Annotated in this window: 16 protein-coding genes and 1 pseudogene; 2 read left to right on the plus strand and 15 right to left on the minus strand. The window is 64.5% G+C overall.

The features are described 5' to 3' along the window. The 13 genes and pseudogenes from NKK51_RS13165 to NKK51_RS13225 form a co-directional block, all read right to left on the minus strand. Nucleotides 1–888, minus strand: coding sequence for a branched-chain amino acid ABC transporter permease (locus NKK51_RS13165; RefSeq protein ID WP_127294643.1), 888 nt, complete (start codon nt 886–888; stop codon nt 1–3). A 7-nt stretch (nt 889–895) separates the two neighbouring features. Further along, nucleotides 896–1,606 carry an ABC transporter ATP-binding protein gene (locus NKK51_RS13170; protein WP_352553211.1) on the minus strand — a complete coding sequence of 237 codons (711 nt, stop codon included), beginning with the start codon at nt 1,604–1,606 and terminating at the stop codon, nt 896–898. Next, nucleotides 1,599–2,378 (minus strand): ABC transporter ATP-binding protein, encoded by a 780-nt coding sequence (locus NKK51_RS13175; RefSeq protein WP_352553213.1) that lies wholly within the window; start codon nt 2,376–2,378, stop codon nt 1,599–1,601. The genes NKK51_RS13170 and NKK51_RS13175 overlap by 8 nt, the downstream gene beginning before the upstream one ends. A gap of 12 nt (nt 2,379–2,390) precedes the next feature. Next, complete coding sequence (locus tag NKK51_RS13180) at nt 2,391–3,599, minus strand: ABC transporter substrate-binding protein (RefSeq protein ID WP_027040146.1); 1,209 nt, start codon at nt 3,597–3,599, stop codon at nt 2,391–2,393. A gap of 207 nt (nt 3,600–3,806) precedes the next feature. Further along, a complete protein-coding gene (locus tag NKK51_RS13185) occupies nt 3,807–5,693 on the minus strand; it encodes an ABC transporter ATP-binding protein (RefSeq protein WP_352553214.1) in 1,887 nt (628 codons plus the stop codon). Nucleotides 5,694–5,901: 208 nt separating this feature from the next. Then, a complete protein-coding gene (locus NKK51_RS13190) occupies nt 5,902–6,846 on the minus strand; it encodes an acetamidase/formamidase family protein (protein ID WP_352553216.1) in 945 nt (314 codons plus the stop codon). Next, nucleotides 6,836–8,431 (minus strand): annotated as a pseudogene (locus NKK51_RS13195) (ABC transporter substrate-binding protein). Before NKK51_RS13195 ends, NKK51_RS13190 begins: the two are co-directional and overlap by 11 nt. Nucleotides 8,432–8,513: 82 nt before the next feature. After that, nucleotides 8,514–9,434 (minus strand): ABC transporter permease, encoded by a 921-nt coding sequence (locus tag NKK51_RS13200; protein ID WP_352553218.1) that lies wholly within the window; start codon nt 9,432–9,434, stop codon nt 8,514–8,516. Beyond that, nucleotides 9,431–10,297 (minus strand): ABC transporter permease, encoded by an 867-nt coding sequence (locus tag NKK51_RS13205; RefSeq protein ID WP_196815320.1) that lies wholly within the window; start codon nt 10,295–10,297, stop codon nt 9,431–9,433. The genes NKK51_RS13200 and NKK51_RS13205 overlap by 4 nt, the downstream gene beginning before the upstream one ends. A 19-nt stretch (nt 10,298–10,316) precedes the next feature. Further along, nucleotides 10,317–10,934 carry an ANTAR domain-containing response regulator gene (locus tag NKK51_RS13210; protein WP_023810823.1) on the minus strand — a complete coding sequence of 206 codons (618 nt, stop codon included), beginning with the start codon at nt 10,932–10,934 and terminating at the stop codon, nt 10,317–10,319. Then, on the minus strand, nt 10,931–12,025 hold the full coding sequence (locus tag NKK51_RS13215) for a transporter substrate-binding protein (protein WP_023810824.1): 1,095 nt from the start codon (nt 12,023–12,025) through the stop codon (nt 10,931–10,933). Before NKK51_RS13215 ends, NKK51_RS13210 begins: the two co-directional genes overlap by 4 nt. A gap of 152 nt (nt 12,026–12,177) precedes the next feature. After that, nucleotides 12,178–12,675, minus strand: coding sequence for a hypothetical protein (locus NKK51_RS13220; protein ID WP_352553220.1), 498 nt, complete (start codon nt 12,673–12,675; stop codon nt 12,178–12,180). 162 nt (nt 12,676–12,837) lie between these two features. Then, on the minus strand, nt 12,838–13,707 hold the full coding sequence (locus NKK51_RS13225; RefSeq protein ID WP_352553222.1) for a helix-turn-helix domain-containing protein: 870 nt from the start codon (nt 13,705–13,707) through the stop codon (nt 12,838–12,840). A gap of 92 nt (nt 13,708–13,799) precedes the next feature. Here NKK51_RS13225 and NKK51_RS13230 point away from each other — a divergent pair, with 92 nt between their 5' ends. Further along, nucleotides 13,800–15,344, plus strand: coding sequence for a 4-hydroxyphenylacetate 3-hydroxylase N-terminal domain-containing protein (locus tag NKK51_RS13230; protein ID WP_352553224.1), 1,545 nt, complete (start codon nt 13,800–13,802; stop codon nt 15,342–15,344). A 6-nt stretch (nt 15,345–15,350) separates the two neighbouring features. Continuing rightward, nucleotides 15,351–15,860, plus strand: coding sequence for a flavin reductase (locus NKK51_RS13235; protein ID WP_127294669.1), 510 nt, complete (start codon nt 15,351–15,353; stop codon nt 15,858–15,860). A 74-nt stretch (nt 15,861–15,934) separates the two neighbouring features. Here NKK51_RS13235 and NKK51_RS13240 read toward each other — a convergent pair whose 3' ends face one another. Continuing rightward, a complete protein-coding gene (locus NKK51_RS13240; protein WP_352553226.1) occupies nt 15,935–16,591 on the minus strand; it encodes a methionine ABC transporter permease in 657 nt (218 codons plus the stop codon). Beyond that, a complete protein-coding gene (locus NKK51_RS13245) occupies nt 16,572–17,669 on the minus strand; it encodes a methionine ABC transporter ATP-binding protein (protein WP_352553228.1) in 1,098 nt (365 codons plus the stop codon). The genes NKK51_RS13240 and NKK51_RS13245 overlap by 20 nt, the downstream gene beginning before the upstream one ends. Nucleotides 17,670–17,730 lie beyond the last annotated feature (61 nt).

The raw sequence follows: 17,730 nt of genomic DNA on the forward strand, positions 1-17,730 counted from the left end.
TCAGGCGTCCCTTCCGAACAGGCCGGCCGGCCGGACCAGAAGCACAATCGCCATGATGACGAAGACCACGAGGTTGGAGGCCTCGGGATAGAAGACCTTGGTCAGGCCTTCGGCAAGGCCAAGCATGTAGCCGGTGACGATGGCGCCAAGGATCGATCCCATGCCGCCGACCACGACGACGGCGAAGACGACGATGATGAGATCCGACCCCATAAGCGGGCTCACCTGATAGATCGGCGCTGCCAGAATCCCGGCAAGCCCGGCCAGCGCGGAGCCGAGGCCGTAGGTCAGGGTCAGCAGCAACGGCACGTTGACGCCGAAAGCCTGGACGAGGCGGGGATTCTCCGTCGCGGCGCGCAGGTAGGAACCGAGCCTGGTCTTCTCGATCAGCGCCCAGGTTCCGAAGCAGACGATCAGCGAGGCGACGACGACCCAGCCGCGATAGTTGGGCAGGAACATGAAGCCGAGATTGGTGCCTCCCGAAAGCAGCGGCGGTACGGCGTAGGGGTTTCCCGAGACGCCGTAATAGTAGCGGAAGATGCCTTCGAGCACGAGCGCGAGGCCGAAGGTGAAGAGCAGCCCGTAGAGCGGGTCGAGGTCGTACAGCCGCGACAGCGCCAGGCGCTCGACCACGATGCCGAAGACACCGACGATCAGCGGTGCAAGGATCAGCGCCGGCCAGTAGCCGATGCCGAGATGGGTGAGCAGCAGATACCCGACGAAGGCGCCGAGCATATATTGGGCGCCATGGGCGAAATTGATGACTCGCAGCAGGCCGAATATGACAGCCAGGCCCAGGCTCAGCATGGCGTAGAACGAGCCGTTGATCAGGCCGACCAGCAACTGGCCGAGGAAAGCCTGAACGGGGATGCCGAAGATCATCGTCATGGCGCCATCATACACCCAGGACTTCGTGGAGCAGCGTCATGCGGTCCGGCAGTTCGCCGACCGGAAACCCCGCCACCACCTTGCCGTGCTCCATCAGATAGAAACGGTCGGCGACACGACTGGCGAAGCGGAAGTTCTGCTCGACCAGCAGGATCGTCATGCCGCACTTTTTCAACGTCGCCAGCAACGCGCCAATGCGCTGCACGATGACGGGGGCCAAACCCTCCGTCGGCTCGTCGAGAAGCAGCATTTTCACACCGGTTCTCAACATGCGCGCGATCGCCAGCATCTGCTGTTCGCCGCCCGACAGCCTCGTGCCGGGACTGTTGCGCCGCTCCTTCAGATTGGGGAAGAGATCGAATATCTCCTCGACGCTCATGCCGCCTTCGGCGACGACCGGCGGCAGCACCAGGTTCTCGTCGACGGTCAGCGTCGCGAAGATGCCGCGCTCCTCCGGCACGAAGCCGATGCCTTGATGCGCGGTGCGGTGCAGCGGCAGCCGCATCAGATCCTTGCCGTCGAAGGCGATCTGGCCGGTCCGCTTGCGGATCAGCCCCATGATGGCGCGCAGCGTCGTCGTCTTGCCGACGCCGTTGCGGCCGAGCAGTGTGACCGTCTCGCCGGAAAACACCTCCAGATCGACGCCGTGCAGCGCATGGCCCTCGCCATACCAGGCGTGGAGGCCGCTGACGGCAAGCAGAGGTGCGGCACTAGTCATCGGCGGTGCCCATATAGGCGATCTTGACGCGCTCGTCGCGGCTGACCGTGGCGTAGTCGCCGGCGGCCAGCACCTCGCCGCGCTGCATGACCGTTATCCAGTCGCAAAGGTCGGCCACCACAGTCAGATTGTGCTCGACCATCAGCACGGCGCGATCCCTGGCCACCGAACGGATAAGGTCGGAAACCGTGGCCACGTCCTCATGCCCCATGCCGGCCATCGGCTCGTCCAGCAGCAGCACTTTCGGATCGAGCGCCAGGGTCGTGGCGATCTCCAGCACGCGTTTCCTGCCATAGGAAAGGTCGCCGGCGAGCCTGTTCCTGGCGTCGTCGAGACCGACCGAGCGCAGCAGTTCCTCGGCGCGCGGCGTCAGCCGGTCGAGCGCCGCGAGCGAGCGCCAGAATTGAACGGCAAGACCACCAGGCCGCTGCAGCGCGACGCGCACATTGTCGAGCACGCTGAGGTGCGGAAAAATCGCCGATATTTGGAACGAGCGCACCAGGCCCATCCGCGCGACCTTGGCCGGCGAGGTGCGGGTGATGTCGTGGCCAAGCAGTTCGATCCTGCCGCTGGTTGGCGCCAGGAACTTGGTGAGCAGGTTGAAGACGGTCGTCTTGCCGGCGCCGTTGGGTCCGATCAGGGCATGGATGTTGCCATGGCGGACATCGAGATCGACGTTTTTGACGGCGATGAAGCCGGCAAAGTCACGCCGCAACCCGCGGGCGGAAAGCACCACAGGCGGCTCGTTTGCGCTCAGGTCAGTCGGCGCCATCGGCCGCGCCGATCACTGGCCGGCCGTCGGACAGCCGCTTTCCTTTTCGCTCAGGAAGGCCTCGTTGCCAGGAATGGTGGCGAGATATTTGTAGTAATCCCACTCCTTGGTGCTCTCGGCTGGCGACTTGACCTGATAGAGGTACATGTCGTGGACCATGTTGCCGTCCGCCTGCACTTTGCCGTTGGTGATGGCGGCGTCGTCCACGGGCATCGAATGCAGTTGCTTGGCGACGGCTTCGGTCTCGTCCGTGCCGGCCTTGTCGATCGCTTTCAAATACTGCGTCACCGCCGAATAGGTCGAGGCCTGGATCATGTTCGGCATGCGGTTGGTGCGCTTGAAAAAGCGCTGCCCGAATTCGCGGCTCTTGTCGTCGCGATCCCAATAATAGCCTTCGGTCAGCACAACGCCCTGCGCCGCTTGAAGGCCAAGCCCATGCACCTCGGCCAGCGTGAACAGGAGTGCGGCAAGACGCTGACCGCCCTGCACGATGCCGAATTCGGCCGCCTGCTTGATCGAGTTGGAGGTATCGAGGCCGGCATTGGCCAGACCGATGACTTTGGCGCCCGACGATTGCGCCTGTAGCAGGAAGGACGAATAATCGGTCGATCCCAGGGGATAACGCACCTCGCCCAGCACCTTGCCGCCATGGCTCTCGACGAACTTGGTGGTCTGATCCTTCAGCGAATAGCCGAACGCATAGTCGACGGTGACGAAGAACCAGCTGTCGCCGCCCTGCTGCACGAGAGAGCCGCCGGTCCCCACCGCTTGCGAATGTGTGTCATAGGCCCAGTGGAAGCCATAGGGCGAGCATTGTTTGCCGGTCAGCTCAGTGGTCGCCGCGCCGGTAACGATATCGATCTTCTTCTTTTCCTTCGAAATCCCCTGGACGGCGAGCGCCACCGAAGAGGTCGTCAATTCCATGATGGCATCGACCTGTTCGGTGTCGTACCACTGCCGCGCGATGTTGGAGGCGATATCGGGCTTGTTCTGGTGGTCGGCGCTGATGATTTCTATCGGCGCTCCCTGCACCTTGCCGCCGAAATCCTCGACCGCCATCTTGGCCGCCTCGACCGACCACTTGCCGCCGAAATCGGCATAGACGCCCGATTGGTCGTTGAGGATGCCGATCTTGACCTTGCCGTCGGAAATTTCGGCGGCCGAGGCGGGGATCGCGGATGCGGCGAGAAGCGCTGCGGAAACGAAAAGGCTTACCTTCATGGTTGACTTCCTCCCATTACGATGAATCCGGCCGCCCCCTACGATCGATCATCGGCAATGGTATTGAACATGAGGAAGAAGCGGACATAGGGCAAGAGGCCGTCCCGGATTTCGTGATCGAAGCGATGCGCTTTGGCGGCGGAACGCCACCTTGAGCCCTGGATGGAAACACAAACACGTGAGCCGCGACCTGTGGCAATCCTTACCTCAGCCCTCGGCGGCGACGAGGTGGCCGTTGCCGACATCCCTCAGCGCCAGTTTCAACGGCGCCTCGCCGATCCTGCGGGTGGCGCTCGGGATCTCCTGGTCGAGGCGGGCGAAGCGGCTTCGTCGCTTGGCTGGATCGGGCACCGGCACGGCTTCGATGAGGCGTCTGGTGTAGGGGTGGCGCGGGTTGGAAAAGACCTGGTCGCGCGTGCCCATCTCGACGATCTGGCCGAGATACATGACGGCGACGCGGTCGGAGATGTTCTCGACCACAGCCATGTCGTGCGAGATGAAGAGATAGGCGACGCCGAATTCGCGCTGCAATTCCTTCAACAGATCGAGCACGCGCGCCTGCACCGAGACGTCGAGCGCCGAGACGCTTTCGTCGGCGATGATCAGCTTAGGCCGCAGCGCAAGAGCGCGTGCAATACAGACGCGCTGGCGCTGGCCGCCGGAGAATTCATGCGGATAGAGCTCCATCTGGTCAGCCGACAGGCCGACGCGCTCGAACAGCGCGGCCACACGCTCGCTGCGCTCTTGCTTCGAGGCGATGCCATGGATCAGCAGCGGCTCGGCGACGAGGTCGCCGACGCGCATGCGCGGGTCGAGCGAGGCGTAGGGGTCCTGGAAAATCATCTGCACGTCGCGGCGTACCGCCTTGCGCTCGTCGCGGCCGAGGCCGGACAGATTGCGCCCGCCAATGACGATGTCGCCGCTGTACGGCACCAGTCCGGCCAGTGCCTTGGCGGTGGTCGACTTGCCGCAACCGGATTCGCCGACCAGCGCCAGCGTCTCGTTGGGCGCGATCGAAAAGCTGACGCCTTCGACGGCGTGAACGCGGCGGGTGACTCGGCCGAAGAAGCCGCCATGCAGGTCGAAGCGGACATGCAGGTCGTGGACCATGGCGACGGCGTTTGAGTCTCCAGCGTCGCGCCCCCTCATCCGGCCCTCCGGGCCACCTTCTCCCCGTGAGGGAGAAGAGGCCAGCGCGAACTCCGGAGAACTCCTCTCCCCTTGGGGAGAGGTCAGCCGAGCGGAGCGGAGGCTGGGTGAGGGGGCCGGCGCCGGCTCCAGATCCTTGCGCTTACCGATACGCGGCACGGCGGCGAGCAGCTCGCGCGTGTAGTCGGCTTGCGGCCTGGCAAAAATGTCAGCGGTTTTTCCCTCTTCGACCATGCGGCCATGCCGCATAATGATGACGCGGTCGGCCATTTCGGCGACCACGCCCATGTCGTGGGTGATCAGGATGACACTGGTGCCGTGCTGGCGCTGCAGGTCTCGCAGCAGCTCCAGCACCTCGCCTTGCACGGTGACGTCGAGCGCCGTCGTCGGCTCGTCGGCGATCAGCACGTCCGGCTCGAGCGCCAGCGCCATGGCGATCATCACCCTCTGGCGCATGCCGCCGGAGAGCTCGTGCGGAAACTGCTTTAGCCGGCTTTCGGCTTCCGAAATGCGCACAGCTTTCAGAGCCTCGATGGCGCGCCGGCGGACTTCGCCCTGCGACAGGCTGGTGTGTGCCTCAATGGATTCGGTGAGCTGCCGGCCGATCGACAGCACGGGGTTGAGCGAGGTCATCGGCTCCTGGAAGATCATGGCGATGCGGTCGCCGCGGATGCGCCGCATCCGGCGCTCGTCCAGAGTTGTCAGATCTGTATCGCCGAGATGGATTTTCCCAGACGATATGCGTGCCGAGGGCTGCGGCAGCAATTGCATGATGGCCAGTGCGGTCATCGATTTGCCGGAGCCGGATTCACCGGCAATGCAGAGCGTCTCGCCACGCGCCAAAGTCAGCGACAGGTCGGAGACGACCTCGCGCTCGCCATCTTCGCCGCGCACGCTGACGCAGAGGTTGGCGATGTGGAGGATGGGTTTGCTGGCGGCGATCATTGCGCGTGTGACCCGGAGGGGGATTTACTCCGGCACACCCCCCTCTGTCCTGCCGGACATCTCCCCCGCAAGGGGGGAGATTGGCGGCTTTGCCGCGGCGTCCATTCGTCACCGTGGAAAAGTGGCGAAGCCCGTCGTGACATCCGATCTCCCCCCTTGCGGGGGAGATGTCCGGCAGGACAGAGGGGGGTGCAGCGCCGGCCCAACCTCATTCAAACACGCAGCGCGGGAAGTAGAACGACACCACCCAGTTCGGCATGTCGACGATCTCGCTGATGCGGAGATCGCCGCAGACCGAGGCCAGCATGTAGGCCTCGACGGGGTCTATTCTGTAGCGGGTGGAAAGCAGGTCGACCATCTGGGCAACCGCCTCCTTTGCACCCGTCATCAGGTCCGGCCCAACTCCCGTCGTCACCTCATAGCCCTTGGCGTCGAGATGGCGCGTCACCGGGCCTGGCGTGGTGAAGCGCGGCGTCTTCAGCCTGGCATCCTTGACCAGGTCGAGCTTGAGCACGACGTCCATCGGACTTTCGATCGCCGTGCCGCAGACCTCGCCGTCGCCTTGCGCGGCATGGGTGTCGCCGACCGAAAACAGCGCGCCCGCCACTTCCACCGGCAGGTACAGCGTGGTGCCGGCGGCGAGATCGCGGATGTCGAGATTGCCGCCGACGCGTCTTGGCGGGACCACCGAGTGGTGACCCTTTTCCGCCAGGGCGTTGCCGATGGTGCCGGCGAAGGGTTTCAGCGGCACCCTCGCATTTTTGCCGAACAGCGCCGGCTCGAGCGAGGCAGCGTCGTATTTCCAGATGTTCAGCGCCGGCTCCTTGAAGTCGTCGGCGAGCAGCCCGAAACCGGGAATGTTGGCCGTCCAGCCGAAGCCGGACGGTTTGAACATCTCGATCGTCACCTTCAGCGCGTCACCCGGCTCGGCGCCCTCGACGAAGATCGGCCCGGTCACCGGATTGACGGTGGCGAAGTCGAGCCTGGCGACGTCGGCGACCGTGCTGTCGGCCTTCAACTGGCCGCCGGAGGAATCCAGGCACTGGAACTCGATGGTCGAGCCAGGCGCCACCCGCTCGGCCGGGGCAAACGAATTGTCCCAGCCGAAATGATGTTGGCGCCCGTGGATGGTGTAGTCGCAGTTATTGCACATCTTTTACGTACACATTGTCGTAGTTGATCGGGATATGGACCGGGTCGACATAGAGGTTGTCGGCGCCGCCCATGCGCGCCGATTTCATGCTGAAGCGCTGCTCGTTGAAGACCGGCGCCCAGGGCGCGTCTTCCATCACCTTGTCGTAGATGGCGCTCCACATCTTGTCGCGCTCGCCGGCCTTGGCTGGATCGACCACCGAGTCGGCCTCGGTCGCCTTGGCATCGAGATCCTTGTTGCAATACCACGACCAGTTCCAGCCGCCCGGCACCGCACCGGCGCAGCCGAGGATCGGGCCGTAGAAGTTCGATGGATCCGGGAAATCGGCGATCCAGGCCATGCCGCCGGACCAGATCATCGGTGCGCCGGCCTTGTCGCCGCCGGCGGCAATGACATTGGCCTGCGCCAGCGACTGGATGCTGGCCTTAATGCCAATGGCCGCCAGGTCCTGCTGGATCGCCTGGGCGATGCGCGGGTTGGGATCGGTGTTCATGGCGAACAATTGCGTCTCGAAACCATCGGGATGGCCGGCTTCGGCAAGCAGCGCCTTGGCCTTGGCGACGTCATAGGGATAGCCCTTGTATTCCTTGTCGTAGCCGGGCATCGACGGCGGCAGCGGCTGGTTGGCCGGCACGGCGCGGCCGTTGATGATCTGGATGACCCGCGCCTTGTTGATCGCCATGTTGACCGCCTGGCGCACCTTCACATTGTCGAACGGCGCCATGGTGGTGTTCATGGTGACATAGCCGGTGTGCAGCTGGCCGCCTTCGACGACACGCGCCTTCTGCTCGGGATCGGCCATCACCTCCTGGAATTTTGCCGGCGGAATGCCGTCGCCGGGCACGTCGATCTAGCCCTTCTGCAGGCGCAACAGCGCCACGATCGGCTCCTGGCCGATCTCGAAGGTGATCTTGTCCAGATGCGGCAGGCCCTTGTGCCAATAGTCCGCATTGCGCTCGAAGACGATGCGCTGGCCGAGTGTCCACTCGGCGAGCTTGAAGGCGCCGGTGCCGACCGGATGCTTGCCGAAATCGGCGCCGTATTTCTCGACCTCTTCCTTCGGCACGACATGCGAGAAGTTGATGGCCATGACATGCAGGAAGGTTGCGTCGGGGCGGGTCAGTTCGAACTTGACCGTGTAGGGGTCGACGACGGTGACGCCGGAGAGGCTCTCGGCCTTGCCGGCGGCGACATCGTCATAGCCCTTGATCGAGCCGAAAAAGCCGGCGCCGGGGCTCTGGGTCTTTGGATTGGTGACGCGGTCGAGCGAATATTTCACGTCGTCGGCGGTCATTTCGCGGCCATTGTGAAATTTCACGCCATGGCGCAGCTTGAAGGTGAAGGTCTTGCCGTCGGGCGAGATCTCGTAGCTTTCGGCGAGATCGGGTTTCAAATTGGTGGTGCCCGGCTCGTAGTCCATCAGCCCGTCGAACAGGCTCTTGATCATCGACCAGTTCTGCCAGTCATAACCGATCGCCGGATCGAGCGTGGCGACATCGTCCTTGTAGGTGATGGTGATGGCGCCGCCCTGCTTGGCGTTCGGGTCGACGGCGTCTTCGGCGCGAACACTTGTCATGCCGAGCATCAGCGCCAGCGCCGATACCGCTACCGTGGATGCGAGAAACTTTTTCATTTTTATGTTCCCTTTCTCTGTCTGGTTTTCATTTTCATCTGAGCTTGATGCGGGGGTCGATGAAGGGCGCGATGACGTCGGCCAGCAGATTACCGAGCACGATGGCGAAGGCCGAGATCAGGGTGACGCCCATGATGATCGGGATGTCCACGCGCTGGATGGCCTGCCACGCCAGCTGGCCAATGCCAGGCCAGCCGAACACGCTTTCGACGACGACAATGCCACCCATGAAGATGCCGATGTCGATGCCGATCATGGCGATGACCGGCAGGATGGCGTTGGGCAGTGCATGGCGGAACAGGATGGCTCGCCGCGCCAGGCCCTTGGCGCGGGCGGTGCGGACATAATCCTGGCGCAGAACATCGATCATCGACGAGCGCATCATGCGCGCGTACCAGCCGGCGCCGAGGATGCCCATGGTCAGCGACGGCAGCACCAGATGCCGCCAGGTGCCGTAGCCGCCGATCGGGAACCAGCTCAGCCGCACGGCAAAGACGTAGAGCAGCAAGAGGCCTACGACGAATTGCGGTGCCGAGACGCCGACGAAGGAGGCGACCATCAGCGTCTGGTCGGTGGCGGTACCGCGCTTGACGGCAGCGATCAGCCCCATGCTCAGGCCGAGCAGCAGCTCGCACAGGATGGCGCCGACCATCAGCAACAAAGTGGCCGGCAGCCGTGAGACGATCAGCTCGGTGACTTCGGAGCGCTGGATGTAGGAGCGGCCGAGATCGCCGCTGATGAGCTTCGTGAGATAGCGCCAGTACTGGACGATGAAGGGCTGGTCGAGGCCGAGCTGCTGGCGGATGTTCTCGACCGTCTGCGGCGTGGCGCTGCGACCGGCGATCTGGCGCACCGGATCGGCGGGCAGGAGATAGAGCAGCGCGAAGGTGATCAGCGAGACGCCGAGCAGGATCAGCAGCGACTGGACCAGGCGGCGGCCGAGATAGGCGATCATGCCCGGCCCCTCTGCGTCGGATCGAGAATGTCGCGAAGCGCATCGCCGATCAGGTTGAAGGCGAGCGCCAGCGCCAGGATCGCCGCCCCAGGGAAGAACACCAGCCAGGGCGCGGCCTGGAAATAGGTCTGGTTCTCGAAGATGATGTTGCCCCAGGACGCCGTCGGCGGCTGCACGCCGATGCCGAGGAAGGAGAGTGTCGCCTCGAGCAGCACCGTGGTCGAGATACCGAGCGTGCCCCAGACGATGATGGTCGGCAGCAGATGCGGCAGGATGTGGCGAAACAGGATGCGCGGCGCGCTCGCCCCAATGGTGCGTTCGGCATCGATGAACTCACGCTCCGCCAGCGATGAGGTCTCGGTGTAGATGACGCGCGCGGTCTGCACCCAGTTGACCAGCGCGATGACCATGGCGACGATCCACAGGCTGGGCTCGAACACTGCCGCCAGGCAAATGGCGAGCAGCAGTGCCGGAAACGCCATCATCAAATCGGTGAAGCGCATCAGCGCGCTGCCGATCCAGCCACGGAAATAGCCGGCGACAACACCGACCAGCGTGCCGATGAACAGCGCCACGCCATTGGCGACGATGCCGATGATCAGCGAGGTGCGGGCGCCGTAGAGGATGCGGGTCAACAGGTCACGGCCGAGCAGGTCGGTGCCCAGCCAGAATTTTGCATCCGGCGGCAAGGGCGAGCCCTCGATGGTCAGGCCGTCGAACATCTGCTCGTTGGGATCATAGCCAGTCAGCCATGGCGCCAGCACGGCGCCGGCAACGACAATGGCGACGATCATCAGCCCAAGCAGTGCGAGACGGCGCCTGACCAGCCGGCGCCAGACGCCGGCGCGTGGTTTGACCGGCATGCGCCCTGGCGCGGTGAGATCAGGCGCGATGGGACTGGTCATCGCCGCCTTCTTCCCCTGTTGCTTCTTCACTTGTCATTGCCACGATCCGCCGCGCGGCATCCTCGACGCTGATCTGCCAGCTCATAGCCAGCGAGCGAAGCTGCGCATAGGCGCGGCCGTCATCGGTGCCTTTCGCCAGTGCGGTGACCGCGCGCACGATGGTCTGGCGCTCGGCGACGCGCTGGCGAAGCGAGGCAATCTCACTGGCCAGGTGTTTTCGCGCCTCGAAACTCTGGCGCGCGATCAGCAGCGCGCTGTAGACGCCGGCATTGCCGACCGGCTTCAGGAGCTGGGCATCGGCCTTGTGCGACAGCGCCCATTCGATGCGGCCCGGCGCCTCGGAGCCGATCAGCGCCACCAGCGGCATCGGCGCCTCGCCCGGCTTCCAGGGGAACTGCTCGTCGAAACCGAGATCGGCGTCGAAGAACACGAAATCGGCCGCCAGCGCCTCGGGCGGCAGTTCCGGCCAGCAGTCCAGCGTGATCAGGCCGATGGCCGACAATTGCCTGGTGATCGCCTGCACCGTCGGATGCGGGCGATGCAAGATGAACGCCTTGGCGCCGCCGAGATTGGGGATGCGTGGGGCTCTCGTCACGACACCACCCTCAGGCGTGGGCGGCCGAATGTTTTTGCCGGGTCGTAGCGCGACAGATAGGGATCCGGCGCGACTTCGTCTTCGCGGCTGACGACCTCGAAGAAGCCGTCCGCGATCCGCCCGATGATCACCGGCAATGTGGCGTGCTGCGAGTGCGCGTCGATGGCGATCGGCCCGAGCCGGGTGGAGAAGCGGCGTTCTGCGAAGGCTCTGGAAAATTCCGCCGGACCGGCTTCGGGATTGCTGGAGAGCACGTCGGCCATCACCTGCACGGAGGCATAGGCGGAGGCCTCGAAAGACGAGGCGAAGGCGGCCGGCCGCGGCGCGAAGTACGGCCCGACCGATAGATGTCCCTTGCCGGATTCACCGATCGCCGGCAGCTCACCTTCGGTGAGGTTGCAGGAGATGACGGGACAAGTCTCGGGACTGAAGGCGGCATCCTCGTGACCTAGGTCGCGATAGGCCGCGAGGAAGGCGTAGGACGAGGTGCCGATCAGGTTGTTGAGGATGAAGTTCGGCCGCGTGGCGCGGATTTCCGCGATCAGACGCGACACGTCGGTCTCGCCGATGCGCAGATAGCGTTCGCCCAGAACCTTGCCGCCGGCATCGGCGATCAGGTCGCGGGCGACGCGGTTCATCTCCCAGCCCCAGATATAGTTCGAGCCAAGCAGGAAACCGTTGGCGCCGAAACGCGGCACGACATGCGCCATCAACGGCACCAGATGCTGGTTGGGGCAGGCGTGCATGTAGACGACGTGCTCGTTGGCCTCGAAGCCCTCATAGGGGCAGGCGTACCACAGCATGCCGCCCGCCTTCTCGAGCACCGGAATGGTTTCCTTGCGGCTCCACGAGGTGACGCACCCGACGACATGGCGCGCGCTGCTGGTCCTGAAAATATCCTCGCACAGCGTTGCGTAGCGGTCGGCATTGCTTTGCGGATCGCGCTCGACCGGCACCAGTTCGATACCTGAGCTGCGATCGGCGTTGATGTCGGCGATGGCGCGCATGGCGCCGATGCGGCACGCATCGGAGACGAGCTGATAGCTCCCCGAGCGGGAATATAAGATGCCGATCTCGATACGCCGTTTCAAACAGATCCCCAAAATGACAATGCCTCGCAGCCAGCGCCGGGAGGGCGAGGCATACGAGGCATTCTTGCCGCCCGGCGATCAGAGCCGGTATTTTGCGCTAGCGTATTCTGTCCGGCGGGTCAGTCAAGCCCTCAACGATATTTGCGTGACCGTCATCGCCGTTTCGCTGCCACTGGCCTCTGACCGTGTTGACGCGCATAGGTCACGCAGGCGTCTACCGTGCTGACACAAAGCGCGTCGCGCCTGTTCGGCATATTGTTGTCGCCGGCGTAGGCAACTTCGGCGACGCGACCGTCGACCATGCGAATTTGCGTATCGCAATAACCGCCGGGAGCGACATTGACGGAGCCACCGACCGCCGGGATCGCGCCCAATGCCATGGTTGGGACGACGATGCTGAGATTGCCGCGCTGAACGACGCGCTTGTAGGTCCAGATCTGGCTCGATCGGCCAGCGTCGGCGGTGGCGGTCGGAAACCCCGCGCACATGCGGACGTCGGCTTCGCTGAGGCCGACCATCTCCTTGCGAGCCGCCGCCGCGGTGGGGTCAACCTTGGCCACGCGCGACGTATCGTCGGGAACGACGCAGGAAGACAGGATGGCGACGGACAGGACAGGAAGGGCTAGCTTTCGAATACTGGAAAATGTCATGCCGACCGTCAGATTGGTCCGATGTCAGATTTGCGTGGCACCCGCCGCTCCTTTCTACCTAGGCAGACAGGCGAAGGGATCAACCCGTTCAGCTTCACGAAAAAGTGGCTGTGGCTGCAACATCGAGGATTGCGCGTCACGGGGTCTGCATTTCACGCAGGATCAATGGCCCTGCAAGTGCTTCCGGCGCCAGGCGGCGGGCGCTTCGCCGACCCGCGCGCGAAAGAACCGTGAAAAATACGCCGGGTCGTCGAAGCCGATCTCGTAGGCGATGTCCTCCACCGTGCGTACGGTGAACAGCAGCAGGCGCTTGGCCTCCAGCAGCCGCCTTTCGCTGACGACCCGCTTGACGCCGGCGCCCAGAACCGCATGGGCAGCCTTGTCGAGAAGATGCGGCGTGGTGGCCAGCGCCTCGACGTAGCGATCGACCGGCCAGTTGTCGCGGAAATGCGCGTCGGCGAGCCGACGCAGGCCCCGCGCCAGCGAAGCATCGGAAGAGGCGGCGGAGGCGGTCACGCCGGGGCTGAGGCGCGCAAGGTGGGAGAGTGCGACGGCGATCAGCGCCGGCAGGACCCTGTCATTGCCGGCTTGCGCCTCGGCATATTCGGCGGCGATCATCTCCAGCACCGCCGCCAGTCTCGCCCACGCTGCGTGTCGTGGCAGACCGTCGGCAAAGACCGGCCTGTCCAGCGGCAGCAGGCTGTGAGCGGCGATGGCCGCGAGCGCGCCGTCGGCGACCGAGACGACGATGGCATCGGTGCCGGGTCCGATCGAGAAGCCATGCACGACAGCGCTCGGCACGAAGCTGACGGCAGGCGCCGAAAAGTCCCAGGATCGGTCTTCGATACGGTAGGTGCCGGAGCCGCTGGTCCAGTAGGTGATCTGGCCCATCTGCGGATGCTTGTGCGCCGCAACCTGACCAAGATGGATATTGCTGCGCGCAAGCACCGTCTCGACATGCAGGAAACCGACATCGAGCGGCCGCACCGGCTCGCCATAGACGAAGAAGTCGGGGATGGAATTCTGGCTCATGGCGCCTGAAAAAGTCCAATCGGTTTTGCCGTTCCGTCCATAACCGATGCATGCCCAAGGCGCTAGTGTTGCGACTCAAGAGGAGGACCATCATGCGATCAGAAGACTTCCGCGCCGACAAGGCACGGCCGTTCACCGGGGCCGAGTATCTGGAGAGCCTGCGCGACGGCCGCGAGGTTTATATCAATGGCGAACGCATTGCCGATGTCACCACGCACCCGTCGATGCGCAATTCGGCGCGGTCGCTGGCGCGCCTCTACGATGCGCTGCATGATCCTCTGCGACGGGACACGCTGACCTCACCGACCGACACCGGCTCGGGCGGCTACACCCACAAATATTTCCGCGTCGCCAAATCCTCTGGCGAACTCGCCGCCCAGCAGACGGCGATCGCCGAGTGGTCACGCATGTCCTATGGCTGGATGGGCCGCACGCCCGACTACAAGGCGGCGCTGATGAACACGCTCGGCGCCAACGCAGACTGGTACGGGCCGTTCAGGGACAATGCCCTGTCCTGGCACAGGCGTGCCCAGGAAGCCGTGCTGTTCATGAACCATGCCATCGTCAACCCGCCGATCGACCGCCACAAGCCGGCCGAACAGGTGAAGGACGTCTTCGTCCACATCACCAAGGAGACGGATGCCGGCATCTACGTCTCCGGCGCCAAGGTGGTGGCGACGTCCTCGGCGCTGACGCACTATAACTTCCTGGCGCAGGGATCGGCGACGGTCACCGAGGATCCGTCGCTGTCGGTGATGTTCATCGTGCCGATGAATGCGCCGGGGATAAAGATGTTCTGCCGCGTCTCCTACGAGCAGACGGCCAACACGGTGGCGGCGCCCTTCGACTATCCGCTGTCGTCACGCTTCGACGAGAACGACGCGATCCTGGTGCTCGACAATGTCTTCATCCCCTGGGAGGACGTGCTGGTGCTGCGCGATGCGCAGAAGATCCTGTCCTTCCACCCGGCGTCCGGCTTCATGCATGGCTACTGCTTCCAGGGCTGCACGCGTTTCGCCGTCAAGCTCGATTTCCTCGCCGGCCTACTGGCTAAGGCGCTGCGCGCCACGGGCGGCGATGCTTTCCGCGGCAACCAGGCGGCACTGGGCGAGGTCATCGCGCTGCGGCACATGTTCTGGAGCTTTTCCAACGCCATGGCCTACAACCCGATCCCGTGGGCGAATGGCGCGGTGCTGCCCAATCTGGAAGCAGCACTCGCCTACCGCACCTTCATGTCGGAAGCCTATCCGCGCGTCATCGACACCGTGCGCCGGGTGATCGCGTCCGGGCTGATCTACCTGCCGTCGTCGGTGCGCGACTTCAGCAACCCCGAGATCGACAAGTATCTGGCGCAATATGTGCGGGGCTCCAACGACATGGGCCACATCGAGCGCATCAAGATCATGAAGCTTTTGTGGGACGCGACCGGCACCGAGTTCGGCGGCCGTCACGCGCTCTACGAGCTCAACTATGCCGGCGCGCCGGAAGAGGTGCGGCTGCAGGTGCTGAAAGGAGCTGAACGCGGCGGGCGGCTGAAGGCGATGGAAGAGCTCGTCGACACCTGCATGGCCGACTATGACGAGAATGGCTGGACGGGCGATACCTGGTTCAATCCGCTTGTCTCAACGGCCGAGTGAAACCAGATGGCCACGCAGATTTCGAAAACCGATTTCCGCGACGCCATGGCGAGGGTCTGCGCGCCGGTCAACATCGTCACCACCGATGGCCCGGCAGGGCGCGGCGGCTTCACCGCCACCGCCATGTGCAGCGTCTCCGACGAGCCGCCGACGCTGCTGGTGTGCATGAACGGGCGCTCGACGCAGGCCGCCATGTTCCTGTCCAACCAGCGCTTCTGCGTCAACGTGCTGACGCATGACCACATGCATCTGGCGGGAAAGTTCGCCGGCGCGACCAGGGACATGGAAGCGCGCTACTCCGCCGCACGCTGGCAGACACTGACCTCCGGTACGCCGGCGCTGTCGGATGCGATCGTCAACTTCGACTGCGAGATCGAGACTGTGCATGTCGTCGGCACGCACAATGTCATGATCGGCCGCGTCATCGATGTCCGGCACGGCAGCGGCGGCTCGGCCCTGCTCTATGTCGACCGCAGCTATACGCAGCCGACGCGGCTTGGCAGCTTTGGCGGGTAAGCCGGGCGTCAGACGGTTTGGTGGCGGGAAGGCCTCCGCCTATCCCGTCCCCGGTCGCGCCATCAGCCAGTCTTTCACCCCCGCCGATCCAGCCTCGCCACCAGCCGGTCCCCCGCCCACTGGATGCCGCAGACCAGGATGATCAGCACGATGACCACCGCGATCATGATGGACGTCTCAAATCGTTGATAGCCGTAGCGGATGGCGAGGTCGCCGAGGCCGCCGGCACCGATGGCGCCGGCCATGGCTGACGCCCCGATCAACGTCACCAGCGTTACCGTGAAGCCGGCGACGATGCCGGGCAGGGCTTCGGGCACCAGCACCTCTCGGATGATCGTCCAGCGGTTGCCGCCCATGGCGCGCGCCGCCTCGATCAGCCCGCGATCGACTTCGCGCAGCGACACTTCGGCGATGCGCGCATAGTAGGGCGTGGCGGCGATCGACAGCGGCACGATGGCCGCCCATGTGCCGATCGAGGTGCCGACGATCAGCCGCGTCACCGGGATGAGCGCGACCAGAAGGATGATGAAGGGCATCGAACGGAAGCCGTTGATGACGGCGCCGAGCGCCCGGTTCACCCACAGGCTTTCGGCAATCCCGCCGCGTTCGGTGGCGATCAAGGCCAGGCCGAGCGGCAGGCCGAAGACCAGCGAGATGAGGCCGGAGGCGGCCGTCATCAGCACCGTCTCCCAGATCGAACGCAGCAGAAGTTCAAACAGGATCGGCGACATGGCCAAGCACCTCCACCCGCGCCTGGCGGGCCTTCAGGAATGTGATGATGTCAGCGAGATCATTTGCATCGCTGCCGGGAACCGAAAGGAACAGCGTGCCGACCGGCTGCTGCTGGATATGGTCGATGCCGCCATGGACGAGGCGGAAGGTGCCTGGAACAGCCGTGGCAAGGTCGGACAGCAATGGCCCGCTTGCCGCTTCGCCGGCCACATCCACGCGCAGGATCGTCTCCGCGCCGGCCCCCGGCAGCAGCCGGGCCGCCAGTTCGGCTGGCAGCTGCGGCCGGATGGCGCCGAGCAGGCTTCTGGTGATGTCCGAGCGCGGGTCGGCGAACACCGACCAGACCGGGCCTTCCTCGACGATGCGCCCGGCATCGATCACCGCCACGCGGTCGGCGATCGAGCGGATCACCTCCATCTCATGGGTGATCAGCAGGATGGTCAGGCCGAGCTGCCGGTTGATATCCCTGAGCAGCGCAAGGATCGAGCGCGTCGTCTCCGGATCGAGCGCCGAAGTGGCTTCATCCGACAAAAGCAGCGCCGGCCGTGCTGCCAGCGCCCTGGCGATGCCGACGCGCTGCTTCTGGCCACCCGACAGCGACGCCGGATAGGCTTTTGCTTTCTCCGACAGGCCGACGAGATCGAGCAGTTCGGCGGCGCGCTTCAGCCTCTCGGCTTTCGGGCGCCCCTCGATCTTGAGCGGCAGCGCCACATTGTCCTCGACGGTCTTGGCCGACAGCAGGTTGAAATGCTGGAAGATCATGCCGATGCGTCGCCGCAACGGCTGCAGGTCGCGCTCGCCTAGCCGGCTGATCTCGCGGCCTTCGATGAACACCTCGCCGGAGTCAGGCCGTTCCAACCCGTTCAGGCAGCGGATCAACGTCGATTTGCCGGCGCCGCTGCGACCGATGATGCCGAGGATCTCGCCCTTGCGCACGGTCAGCGAGATGCCGTCGAGCGCCGCTGTCACACCGAAGCGGCGCTTCAGGTCGACGAGGCGCACGACGTCCTGAGACGCGTCGGGCCGGGCATGCGTCGGATCGGCGGTTTCTCCGGATGCCGTGATATGCTGGTTCATGAATGTTCCTGTTCTCCGAAAACGCAATCGCGGCCCGCGCCTGAGCGCGGACCGCTATTGC

The organism is Mesorhizobium sp. M0011 (genome assembly GCF_040324155.1).
Classification (GTDB): Bacteria; Pseudomonadota; Alphaproteobacteria; order Rhizobiales; family Rhizobiaceae; genus Mesorhizobium.

Bases quoted from the DNA above. Each gene is read 5' to 3' on its own strand.
- NKK51_RS13165 (WP_127294643.1), bottom strand. From the start codon at position 888: ATGACGATGATCTTCGGCATCCCCGTTCAGGCTTTCCTCGGCCAGTTG.
- NKK51_RS13170 (WP_352553211.1), bottom strand. From the start codon at position 1,606: ATGACTAGTGCCGCACCTCTGCTTGCCGTCAGCGGCCTCCACGCCTGG.
- NKK51_RS13175 (WP_352553213.1), bottom strand. From the start codon at position 2,378: ATGGCGCCGACTGACCTGAGCGCAAACGAGCCGCCTGTGGTGCTTTCC.
- NKK51_RS13180 (WP_027040146.1), bottom strand. From the start codon at position 3,599: ATGAAGGTAAGCCTTTTCGTTTCCGCAGCGCTTCTCGCCGCATCCGCG.
- NKK51_RS13185 (WP_352553214.1), bottom strand. From the start codon at position 5,693: ATGATCGCCGCCAGCAAACCCATCCTCCACATCGCCAACCTCTGCGTC.
- NKK51_RS13190 (WP_352553216.1), bottom strand. From the start codon at position 6,846: ATGTGCAATAACTGCGACTACACCATCCACGGGCGCCAACATCATTTC.
- NKK51_RS13200 (WP_352553218.1), bottom strand. From the start codon at position 9,434: ATGATCGCCTATCTCGGCCGCCGCCTGGTCCAGTCGCTGCTGATCCTG.
- NKK51_RS13205 (WP_196815320.1), bottom strand. From the start codon at position 10,297: ATGCCGGTCAAACCACGCGCCGGCGTCTGGCGCCGGCTGGTCAGGCGC.
- NKK51_RS13220 (WP_352553220.1), bottom strand. From the start codon at position 12,675: ATGACATTTTCCAGTATTCGAAAGCTAGCCCTTCCTGTCCTGTCCGTC.
- NKK51_RS13225 (WP_352553222.1), bottom strand. From the start codon at position 13,707: ATGAGCCAGAATTCCATCCCCGACTTCTTCGTCTATGGCGAGCCGGTG.
- NKK51_RS13230 (WP_352553224.1), top strand. From the start codon at position 13,800: ATGCGATCAGAAGACTTCCGCGCCGACAAGGCACGGCCGTTCACCGGG.
- NKK51_RS13235 (WP_127294669.1), top strand. From the start codon at position 15,351: ATGGCCACGCAGATTTCGAAAACCGATTTCCGCGACGCCATGGCGAGG.
- NKK51_RS13240 (WP_352553226.1), bottom strand. From the start codon at position 16,591: ATGTCGCCGATCCTGTTTGAACTTCTGCTGCGTTCGATCTGGGAGACG.
- NKK51_RS13245 (WP_352553228.1), bottom strand. From the start codon at position 17,669: ATGAACCAGCATATCACGGCATCCGGAGAAACCGCCGATCCGACGCAT.